At 73.6% G+C, this 1,511-nt stretch carries 1 protein-coding gene; it reads left to right on the top strand.

Annotated elements, in window-relative coordinates:
• Positions 1–1,511 (top strand): condensation domain-containing protein (locus ACIOFR_RS42315; RefSeq protein WP_401006180.1); only part of this gene is annotated, 1,511 nt, incomplete at both ends.

Raw genomic sequence — 1,511 nt, 5'->3', positions numbered from 1 at the left:
ACACCACCGGCACCGAAGACCCCCGCCCCACCCTCCGCCGCACCGACCGACCCACCACCCTCCCCCTCTCCCCCGCCCAACAACGCCTCTGGTTCCTGGACGGGATGGAGCAGGGCGCGGTCTACAACGTCCCGATCACCCTCACCCTGCGCGGCGAGGTGAACGGGACGGCCCTCGCCGAGGCGCTCGGTGACCTGATCGGACGCCACGAGGCCCTGCGCACCCGTTTCCCCGCCCACGACGGGCAGCCCGCCCAGGTGATCACTCCGGCGGACGAGGCCCGGGCGGCGTTCGTCCTGCGCCGGACGGACTGCTCCGCTGGCGGGACGGCGGACGGAGCGGCGGACGGAACGGCGGACAGGACGGCTGCCCTGGTGGCGGCCGCCGCCGGGTACCGCTTCGACCTCGCCTCGGACCTGCTGCTCCGCGCCGACCTGCTCTCCGTCTCGGCGACCGAGCACACCCTGGTCCTGGTGCTGCACCACATCGCCGGGGACGGCTGGTCGATGGGACCGCTGCTGCGCGACCTGGCGCAGGCCTACCGCAGCCGGGTCGAGCGGGGCTGCGCCCCGGCGTGGGACGAGCTCCCGGTCCAGTACGCCGACTACACCCTCTGGCAGCGCGAGCTGCTCGGCGACGAGTCCGATCCGGACTCCGCCTTCCGGCGTCAGGTGGACTACTGGACGAAGCAGCTGGCCGATGTACCGGAGGAGCCGGCGCTTCCGTCCGACCGGCCGCGCCCGGCCGTCGCGAGCCACCGGGGCGGGCTGCTCTCCGTCCGGACGGGCCCCGAACTGCACGCGGGCCTGCTGGAGCTGGCGCGGAGCCGGCGGGTCACCCTGTTCATGGTCCTCCAGGCCGCCCTGGCGACCACGCTGACGCGCTTCGGTGCCGGCACCGACCTGCCGATCGGCTCCCCGGTCGCCGGCCGCACCGACGAGGCGCTGGACGAGGTGGTCGGGTTCTTCGTCAACACCCTGGTGCTGCGCACCGACACCTCCGGCGACCCGACCTTCGCCGAACTCCTCGACCGGGTCCGGGAGACCGACCTCGCCGCGTACGCCCACCAGGACATCCCGTTCGACCGGTTGGTGGAGGTGGTGCAGCCGGCCAGGTCACTGGCCCGGCACCCGCTGTTCCAGGTGATGCTGGCCCTGCAGAACGTCCAGCAGGCGGAGTTCTCGCTGCCCGGTGTCGAGGTGGAGTCCGCGCCGGTGGCGACCGGCAGCGCCAAGTTCGACCTGATGGTCGCCACGGCCGAGAACCAGGACACCGCCGGCCGGCCGCTGGGCCTGACCCTCGCCGTCGAGTACGCCACGGACCTGTTCGACGCGTCGACCGCCGAGCGTCTGACGGACGGGCTGCTGCGGGTGCTGGAATCCGCGGTGGCCGGGGCCGACGCCCGCCTGTCCGCCTTCGAGGTGATGTCGGTGGAGGAGCGGCACCAGGTCCTCGACGGCTGGAACGACACCACCGCGCCCTACCCCGCCGACCGCTCCGTCCAGCAGCTC

Origin of the sequence: Kitasatospora sp. NPDC088346 (assembly GCF_044740765.1) — a bacterium.
GTDB lineage: Bacteria > Actinomycetota > Actinomycetes > Streptomycetales > Streptomycetaceae > Kitasatospora.
The sequence above is the reverse complement of the archived record's forward strand: the minus strand, read 5'-3'. Positions and strand labels throughout refer to the sequence as shown.